General features: G+C 62.0%; 7 protein-coding genes. 1 reads left to right on the top strand and 6 read right to left on the bottom strand.

Features of this window, described 5'->3' with window-relative positions; genetic code table 11:
- Window positions 1-49: 49 nt before the first annotated feature.
- Window positions 50-1,594, bottom strand: a complete 1,545-nt coding sequence (locus VIM98_RS16785; protein WP_331994262.1) for a DUF1800 domain-containing protein — start codon at window positions 1,592-1,594, stop codon at window positions 50-52.
- A gap of 142 nt (window positions 1,595-1,736) precedes the next feature.
- Window positions 1,737-2,024, bottom strand: coding sequence for a hypothetical protein (locus VIM98_RS16790; RefSeq protein WP_331994263.1), 288 nt, complete (start codon window positions 2,022-2,024; stop codon window positions 1,737-1,739).
- An 87-nt stretch (window positions 2,025-2,111) separates the two neighbouring features.
- Between VIM98_RS16790 and VIM98_RS16795 the strand changes: the two genes are divergently transcribed.
- Window positions 2,112-2,720, top strand: coding sequence for a class I SAM-dependent methyltransferase (locus tag VIM98_RS16795; RefSeq protein WP_331994264.1), 609 nt, complete (start codon window positions 2,112-2,114; stop codon window positions 2,718-2,720).
- Between the two features lie 13 nt (window positions 2,721-2,733).
- On the opposite strand, the gene VIM98_RS16800 is transcribed toward VIM98_RS16795, so the two are convergent.
- The 4 genes from VIM98_RS16800 to VIM98_RS16815 form a co-directional block, all read right to left on the bottom strand.
- Entirely contained in the window at window positions 2,734-3,846 is a 1,113-nt protein-coding gene (locus tag VIM98_RS16800; RefSeq protein WP_331994265.1) for a helix-turn-helix domain-containing protein, read from the bottom strand.
- Window positions 3,847-3,986: 140 nt separating this feature from the next.
- Entirely contained in the window at window positions 3,987-5,819 is a 1,833-nt protein-coding gene (gene typA, locus VIM98_RS16805) for a translational GTPase TypA (RefSeq protein ID WP_331994266.1), read from the bottom strand.
- Between the two features lie 189 nt (window positions 5,820-6,008).
- Entirely contained in the window at window positions 6,009-6,713 is a 705-nt protein-coding gene (locus VIM98_RS16810; RefSeq protein WP_331994267.1) for an alpha/beta fold hydrolase, read from the bottom strand.
- A 55-nt stretch (window positions 6,714-6,768) separates the two neighbouring features.
- Window positions 6,769-8,238: GntP family permease (locus VIM98_RS16815; RefSeq protein ID WP_331994268.1), on the bottom strand; the 1,470-nt coding region annotated here is incomplete at its 5' end.

An 8,238-nucleotide genomic window follows, 5' to 3' on the forward strand; every position in this document is an offset into this window, starting at 1 on the left:
GCGGTAGCGAGCAGGAATTGGCGACGATTCATGACGGCCTCGGCATCGCTTAGCGGAAATTGAAATCGGGCGAAGAAAGCAGGAACGTGTTCCATTCTTGCTGGCTGGCGGCCTTGCCTAGCGCTTCATGCGTGGCGGCCGAGAGACTCGGCTCGATGGCATCGTAGTAAAGCCGCGTCGTGAGCATCGGGAAGCCGGCACCGACGTTCGGGCTGCCTTCGGGCGTGAACAGGCGGTTATCGCCGGTGCCGATGGCGCGCGCGATCTCGAAGCGCTTGGACATCTGGCCTGAGCTCGACCAACCAGCCGAATCCAACGGCCAGCCGTCGGGTGTCAGGCGACCGAATACCGGCTCCCCGAGCTGGTTCAGCCAGTTGAGCAGCGGCTTGGCATTGACGACCGGCTTGCCGTCATAGGCCAGGCGTACGGCGGAGACCACGAACTGCGTCGGGTCCTTGAATTTCTTGCCACGCGCGGCGAGCAGTTCCTTGGATTCGAACAAGGTGCGCAACACTTTGCCGATGTCGCCGTCGCTGCGACGGAAGGTGCGCGCCATGCGATCGACCAACGCCTGCGGCGGGTCGTCCGCGACGAAATACTGGGCAAGCTTGCGCGAAATGAACTGTGCGCAGGCCGGCTGGCGGGTGATCAGATCCACAGCCTGTTCGATTTCGTCGAAGCCGCTGCCTTTGATGGTCTGGCCGAGCAGTTGCTTGTCGCTGAAGTCGTGGCGATTGGGATTGAATTCGAACAGGCCTTTGCGCACGTAGAGCGGCTGCATCTGCGGGCCGAGCCGTGGCGGCTCGCCGCCGCGTTTGGGTGGAACGATGCCGGCACCGGTCAAGATCAGTGCCAATTGCTGTACATCCTGCTGGGTGTAGCCGCCATGGACACCGAGCGTGTGCAGCTCCATCAGCTCGCGCGCGTAGTTCTCGTTGACCTTGCCTTTGGCGTTCTGCGGGTTGTCGAGAAATTCCAGCATCGCGGGGCTTTCCAGCGTAGCCATCACCAGGTCGCGAAATTTGCCCAGGGCATGCGGGCGGATGGTGTTCTGCGCATAGTCGGCAGCGACCCAGCGCACGCGTCCTTTGGCGGCGTAAACGCTGAAATGATTGAGCCAGAACCAGACCATTTGCTCCTTGAGCTGGTTGCTGCCGTAGATGGCGTGCAGCAGTTCGGTTTGCTGCGCCTGCTGCAACAGGTCGTTGGCATGCTGCTGCTGGAATTTGCGTGCGTCGGCCTTGGCATCGCCCTCGGGCATGTCCTTGATTTTCTGCTGGGCTTCTTGCAGCGAAACCAGCATTTCCTCGGTAGTCGTGCGGTTGACCTCATAGCTGGCGACGAGCTGAGCGATCTCGGGCGGCAGGTCGTCGCTGTCGCGGTCGGTGAGCTGTTCGTTCAGAAAGCGGTCACGACCGAGTTGGCGATAGCGCGCGACGGTATCGCTGTTCAGATCGAAGGCATCCCGGCGGAGCCAGGCGATGTCGTCCGGACGCAGGGTTTCCTCGCGGGCCATGGCCGGCGTGGCGGCCAGCCAGGTACAGCCAAGCGCGAGCAGGGCGCAAGTCAGGCGTCGAGCGGTCGGATAGGCCATCGATCGGTCACCGGCGTGGAGGACGTTGCACAGGATCAACGTAAGACCCCACGCTGTCGCCGACAGGTTTGGCGAAATGACGTGTCCGCGTTCGGATGGGATTCATCCGGGGGAGCGAGCGGCCGCACGAATTTGCGTTGTCTCAGAATTCGTCGACTACTTCGGCCACCGTGTCCAACCGGGCGGCCTCCAGCTCAATGACATTGCGCACGACTTCGGCGCGCTTGCTGCTGTGTGCTTCCACTTCGATAAAAAACATATCGCTGCGATCGTCTTCTACCGATTCGCTGGAGCTGGAATCGTCGCGCATATATTGGGCTGGGTCGTCGAGTTCCTCGACGCGTTCGATACCTTCGATGCTGTGCAGGGTGGAAATAAGCGTGTCGGCGCTATCGCGGGTGCCGAACAGACGAACGCGGATCAGCGGCATGGCGGGGCTCCTCGAAGTTCCGGAATGCTTGAGTCCCATGCTCGCGCCGGGGGTGTATGGGGCAGGTGATGCCGTTACCATGCCGCCATGACGAAACATTACGATCGCGCCTATTTCGACAAATGGTATCGCCACCCCGACCATGCCGTGGGCTCGCCCACGGAGCTCAAGCGCAAGGTGGCGATGGTAGTGGCACAGGCCGAGTATTACCTGGGGCGGCCGATCCGTAACGTGCTGGATGTGGGCTGTGGCGAAGCGGTATGGCGCGCGCCGCTGCGTGCGTTGCGTCCGCACATCGAATATCGGGGCCTGGATGCGAGCGAGTACGTAGTGGGCCGTTATGGGCGCTCACGACAGATAGGTCTGGCGACCTTCGGTCAGTTGGAGCATCTGCGCTTCGACCACCGTTTCGACCTGATCGTGTGCAGCGACGTGATGCACTACCTGAAGCCTTCGGAGATCCGCGCCGGGCTGGTAGGTATCGGCGAGATGCTCGACGGCGTCGCCTTCCTGGAGCTGTTTACCAGCCACGACGATGTGGACGGCGACCAGATAGGCTTTTATCGGCGTACGCCGGCCTGGTATCTGCGCGAGTTTGCGAAAGTGGGGCTATTGCCGTGCGGTTCGCACTGCTACCTGGGGCCACGGTTGGAGCGGCATATTTCCGCCCTGGAACGTGCGCAGCTGGTGAAATAAGCCCAATGGGAATTCAAACAGGCCTCAGACCGTCGTTGTTATCGTGCCACCATTCCAGCGCCATGCTCCTGAAATCCATCGGCGATTGGCCATAGGCGCGACGGAAGGCCCGGGTGAAATCGGATGGATAGCTGAAGCCGAAGCGGCTGGCGATCTGCGCGACGCTGGTTGCGCGAGAGGCGCTCAGTGCGTGGGCTGCTTCACGCAGGCGGCAATTGCGGATATAGGCATACAGGCCGCCTTCATGCTCGAACATGCGGTACAGCGTGGGCCGGGTCAACGGAAAATGGCTCAGGATGGTTTGCGGCGCCAAGGCCGGCGAGCCGAGATTCGTGTGGATATATTCCTTGACCCGTTCGAGCATCGCCGTCTGGGCGGCCACTCGCAGGCTGTGGCCGCGATGGATGTTCTGGCCGAATGCCGCCAGGATCAGCTTGATGCAGCGATAGAGCGTAGCTTGTGCCGTGTGGTCGTCCATGGCCGACAGATGATGGCCGATGGCGATCAGTTGCTCGCGCAGCATGCAGGCGATGGGCGAGGTGTAGGTGACGACCTGGCCGTGCAGGGCGGAGGCATCGGGGAACGAGGCTTCCACGATGCCGCGCGGCACGAAGAAGGCCATGACGCGGGCGCGAGTGGGGCGGCGCATGCGCAAAGGCTGTCCCATATCGAGGGCAACAATGCCGGGCATGAATTGCGTGGTCTTGCGGCGCCACGTCGCGCCAGCTTCGATTTCGACGATTCCTTCCATGGCAACATGGAAGATGAAATCGCGCACGTTGTCGGTGGAGATGCGTGCCGCGGTGCGTGTTTGCATCACCGGATCGGTACGGCTGTCCAGGAACACCAAGTCCTTGAGCACATAGGTGTCGATTTCGCCGTGGAAGCCATGAGCTACCTGCGAACGGGCGACCGGTACGTCGAGAGAGCGGCTGAGGTAGTCGCTCCAGGCGGGCATCTGCAGACTGCGCGCTTCATTGGCGACGGTGAAATGCCGGCGCAGGATCGGGGATGCAGTGGCTACAGATGCGGTGTACGACCAGGGGTGTACGTAGCGCTGGCTTGCGCCGGCAATCGCCTGGCGGACGGGTTCGGAATAGTCGGTTGTGGGCACCGGGGTGGCCATTTCAATCCCTGCCTTGCGGGCGGTCGATAGTTTTGCGGGCCCGGAAAGTGAAGCAAGGTTTGTGCCCTTCGGCGGTTTGCGGGGTTGCCCCTCATCGCGCAGACCAAAAAAAACCGCCCTTGAGGGCGGTTTTTTCTACATCATCCTGCCGAACGCGAGGCCTTCTTACGGTCGTTTTCAGTCAGGTGCTTCTTGCGCAAGCGAATTTCCTTCGGCGTGATCTCGACCAATTCGTCATCGTCGATGAAGTCCAACGCCTGCTCCAGCGAGAACTTGATCGCCGGGCTCAACTGGATCGCGTCGTCCTTGCCCGAGGCGCGCATGTTGGTCAGCGGCTTGGGCTTGATCGCGTTGACAGTGAGGTCGTTGTCCTTGGAATGGATGCCGACCAGCTGGCCTTCGTACACCGAGTCGCCTTCGGCGGCGAAAAGCTTGCCGCGATCCTGCAGCGGCCCCAGCGAGTAGGCGGGGGTGGTGCCGGCGGCATTGGCGATCATCACGCCGTTCAGGCGCTTGGCGATCTGGCCTTCTTCTTTCGGACCGTAGTGGTCGAACACGTGGAACAGCAGGCCCGAACCCTGGGTAAGGGTCTTGAACTGGTTCTGGAAGCCGATCAGGCCGCGCGCCGGGATCATGTACTCCAGGCGCACGCGGCCCTTGCCGTCCGGCTCCATGTTCTTGAGCTGGCCCTTGCGGGTGCCCAGGCGCTCCATCACCGGGCCCTGGTGAATTTCTTCGACGTCGACCACCAATTGCTCGATCGGCTCCATCTTCTGGCCGTCGATTTCCTTGATGATCACTTCCGGACGCGACACGGCAAGCTCATAGCCTTCGCGGCGCATGTTTTCGATCAGCACCGACAGGTGCAGCTCGCCACGGCCCGAGACCAGGAATTTATCGGCGTCGGAGCCTTGCTCGACCTTCAGTGCCACGTTGTGGACCTGCTCGCGGTCGAGGCGATCTTTCAACTGGCGGCTGGTCAGGAACTTGCCGCCGGAGAGGTCCTTATTGCCCGCGAACGGCGAATTGTTGACCTGGAACGTCATGCTGATGGTCGGTTCGTCGACGGTCAGTGCCGGCAGCGCTTCGGGGGTATCCAGTGCACAGACGGTGTCGGAAATGGTCAGTTCCGAGATGCCCGAGATGGCGACGATATCGCCGGCTTCGGCGCTGTCCTGCTCGATGCGCTCCAGGCCGAGGAAGCCGAGTACCTGCAGCACCTTGCCCTGGCGCTTCTTGCCATGGCGGTCGATCACGGCCACCGGCATGTTCTTCTTCAGCGTGCCGCGCTGGATGCGGCCGATGCCGATGACGCCGACGAAGTTGTTGTAATCGAGCTGGCTGATGCGCATCTGGAACGGGCCTTCCGGATCGACTTCCGGCTTGGGCGCGTGGTCCATGATGGCCTGGTACAGCGGGGTCATGTCGCCTTCGCGGACGGAGTCGTCGAGGCTGGCGTAGCCATTGAGCGCCGAGGCGTAGACGATCGGGAAATCCATCTGCTCGGCGGTGGCGCCGAGGCGATCGAACAGATCCCACACCTGGTCCACCACCCACTGCGGGCGGGCGCCCGGGCGGTCGATCTTGTTGATGACCACGATCGGCCTGAAGCCCATCGCGAACGCCTTCTGGGTCACGAAACGCGTCTGCGGCATCGGGCCGTCCATCGCGTCGACGAGGATGAGCACCGTATCGACCATCGACAGCACACGCTCCACCTCACCGCCGAAGTCGGCGTGTCCGGGGGTGTCGACGATGTTGATGCGGTTGCCCTGCCACGTAATGGCAGTGTTCTTGGCCAGGATGGTGATACCACGTTCCTTTTCCTGGTCGTTGGAGTCCATCACGCGCTCGGCCAGCACGGTGCGCTCGGAGAGCGTGCCGGACTGCTTCAAGAGCTGATCGACGAGCGTGGTCTTGCCATGGTCGACGTGGGCGACGATGGCGATATTGCGCAGTTTTTCGATGGACATTGGGCGGGCTCGGGCGGCTTTTTGGGCCGTCGCGTTGGCAGTGTAAGAAGGCGAATCGGTCGATTATACGGGGTTATGTGACAAGTTGCCTGTGTCCGGCGTTCAGGAAACCGGATAATCCCGTCCGAACCCTCCCCAGACCGATGCCGGGGAGGGAAATTAAGGCCTTCAAACCCGCCCGAAACCGCGCTATTGCTGGATCAGCGAAAGCTGGTCGGCCGCCGTGGCATAGAGCAACTGGTAGTGCTCGTAGGGGTAGGCAAAGCTGCTGTTCTCGCCGTCGATGGTCGAGGTATGTACCCCGTAGACCAGGCAGGTGCCGGTGGCACAGTTGATCTCGTCCACCCACGAAATAAAGGTGTACTCCTTCTGCCCGAACCGTTTGCCGTCCAGGCCGTTCAGCAGGGGGCTGCTGATCGACAGGCCGTACTGCCCACAGGTCAACGTAGCGACGTTGAACGGGTAGATGCCGCAGGTGTACAGGCCGTGGAAGGCGCCGGCGATACCCAGGAACACGTCGACCTTGGAGGAGACGTTGAGCTTGGTGATCTCCAATGCGGCCAGGGTCGCGCCCATCGAGTGGCCGATCACGTCGATATGGCCGGTGCACGAACTGGCGATGGCACTGTTGATCGCATTGCGCACAGGCGTTTCTTCCGTGCCGTTGTGATCGTTGCATGCCGCGCACAGCGAGTTGCCCCAGGACGGGGCGAAAATCTGCGAACTGGTATAGCCGTTCTGCAAAAGCAGGTTGACCGTGTTCTGGAAATCGGCCGGGCTACCGGTATTGCCGTGGACCAGCACCACATTGTCGACACAGGTAGCGTGCAGACCAAAGACGGGACTTAACAACAACAGGGCCAGTAGCCCCAGCATGCGTTGCTTGATGGACATCGCTCGTTGCTCCCTTCGCTTCACGTGATACCCCTTCACGGGGCGGAATAAAGCGTCAAACAAGCCCGGTCGCGTAGAACACCGCGATCGCCACGAACACCGCCAGCGTCTTGATCAGCGTGATCGCGAAAATGTCGCGATACGATTGCCGATGCGTCAGGCCCGTCACGGCCAGCAAGGTGATCACCGCGCCGTTGTGCGGCAGGGTGTCCATGCCGCCGGAGGCCATCGCGGCGACGCGATGGAGTACTTCCATCGGGATGCCTGCAGCTTGTGCGTTGTGGATGAAGGTATCGGCCATGGCGGCGAGCGCGATGCTCATGCCGCCGGAGGCCGAGCCGGTGACGCCAGCCAGCGCGGTCACCGCGACAGCTTCGTTCACCAGCGGATTGGGGATGGCATGCAGCGCATCGGCCACCAGCTTGAAACCGGGCAGGGCAGCGATGACCGCGCCGAAGCCGTATTCGGATGCCGTATTCATCGAGGCGAGCAATGCGCCGGCCACGGCGGCCTTGCTGCCTTCGGCGAAACGTTTCTGGACAGGACGCCAGGCAAACGCCAGCACGCAGGCGATGCCCAGCAACAAAGCGCCCTCCACCGCCCAGATGGCGGCCAGCTTGGAGACTTCCTGCACGACAGGTTCGGCTTTGCCGACGACCGCGGGCACGAAAGACTGGGTGGGGCCGTAGAGTTTCGGAATGGCATCGGTCAGCAGCTTGTTGGCGATACCCACCAGCACCAACGGCAGCAAGGCAATCAACGGATGAGCAAGCTTCTCGCCCTCGAAGGGGGCCGGCTCGTTGACCAGGCTGTCGCCATAGCCTTCGCCCAGTGAAGCGGCGCGACGGCGACGCGATTCGAGATAAACCAGGCCGGTGATCAGGATGAATACCGAGCCCAGCGTGCCCAGCCAGGGCGCCGCCCAGCCATTGGTGCCGAAGAAGGCCGACGGGATGATGTTCTGGATCTGCGGCGTGCCCGGCAGCGAATCCATGGTGAAGGTGAACGCACCCAGCGCGATGGTGCCGGGGATCAGGCGCTTGGGAATATTCGATTGGCGAAACAACTCGGCGGCGAACGGATATACCGCGAACACCACCACGAACAGCGACACGCCGCCGTAGGTAAGCAAGGCGCAGACCAGGACGATCGAGAGCATCGCGCGCCCGCGTCCGACCAGGCCGATGGTGCCGGCGACGATCGACTTGGAGAATCCGGAAAGCTCGATCAGCTTGCCGAATACCGCACCGAGCATGAAGACCGGGAAATAGAGCTTGAGAAACCCGACCATCTTGTCCATGAACAGGCCCGTGAAGATCGGCGCTATCAGGCTGGGGTCGGTCAGAAGCACGGCACCCAGCGCCGCGATCGGCGCAAACAGGATCACGCTGTAGCCGCGGTAAGCCGCGAACATCAGGAAACACAGTGCGGCCAGCACGATCAGAAAGGCCATGCCCGAAGATCCTCCATGGACGTTGGGCGGCGAGTATCGGCAAGGCGCGTCGGTAGCGGCACTGTACCAAGG

Source organism: Dyella sp., from assembly GCF_036568765.1.
In the GTDB taxonomy this organism is placed as follows: domain Bacteria; phylum Pseudomonadota; class Gammaproteobacteria; order Xanthomonadales; family Rhodanobacteraceae; genus GSA-30.

Excerpts from the sequence above, each read along its gene's own strand:
- VIM98_RS16795 (WP_331994264.1), top strand. The coding sequence starts at position 2,112 with ATGACGAAACATTACGATCGCGCCTATTTCGACAAATGGTATCGCCAC.
- typA (WP_331994266.1), bottom strand. The coding sequence starts at position 5,819 with ATGTCCATCGAAAAACTGCGCAATATCGCCATCGTCGCCCACGTCGAC.
- VIM98_RS16785 (WP_331994262.1), bottom strand. The coding sequence starts at position 1,594 with ATGGCCTATCCGACCGCTCGACGCCTGACTTGCGCCCTGCTCGCGCTT.
- VIM98_RS16790 (WP_331994263.1), bottom strand. The coding sequence starts at position 2,024 with ATGCCGCTGATCCGCGTTCGTCTGTTCGGCACCCGCGATAGCGCCGAC.
- VIM98_RS16810 (WP_331994267.1), bottom strand. The coding sequence starts at position 6,713 with ATGTCCATCAAGCAACGCATGCTGGGGCTACTGGCCCTGTTGTTGTTA.
- VIM98_RS16800 (WP_331994265.1), bottom strand. The coding sequence starts at position 3,846 with ATGGCCACCCCGGTGCCCACAACCGACTATTCCGAACCCGTCCGCCAG.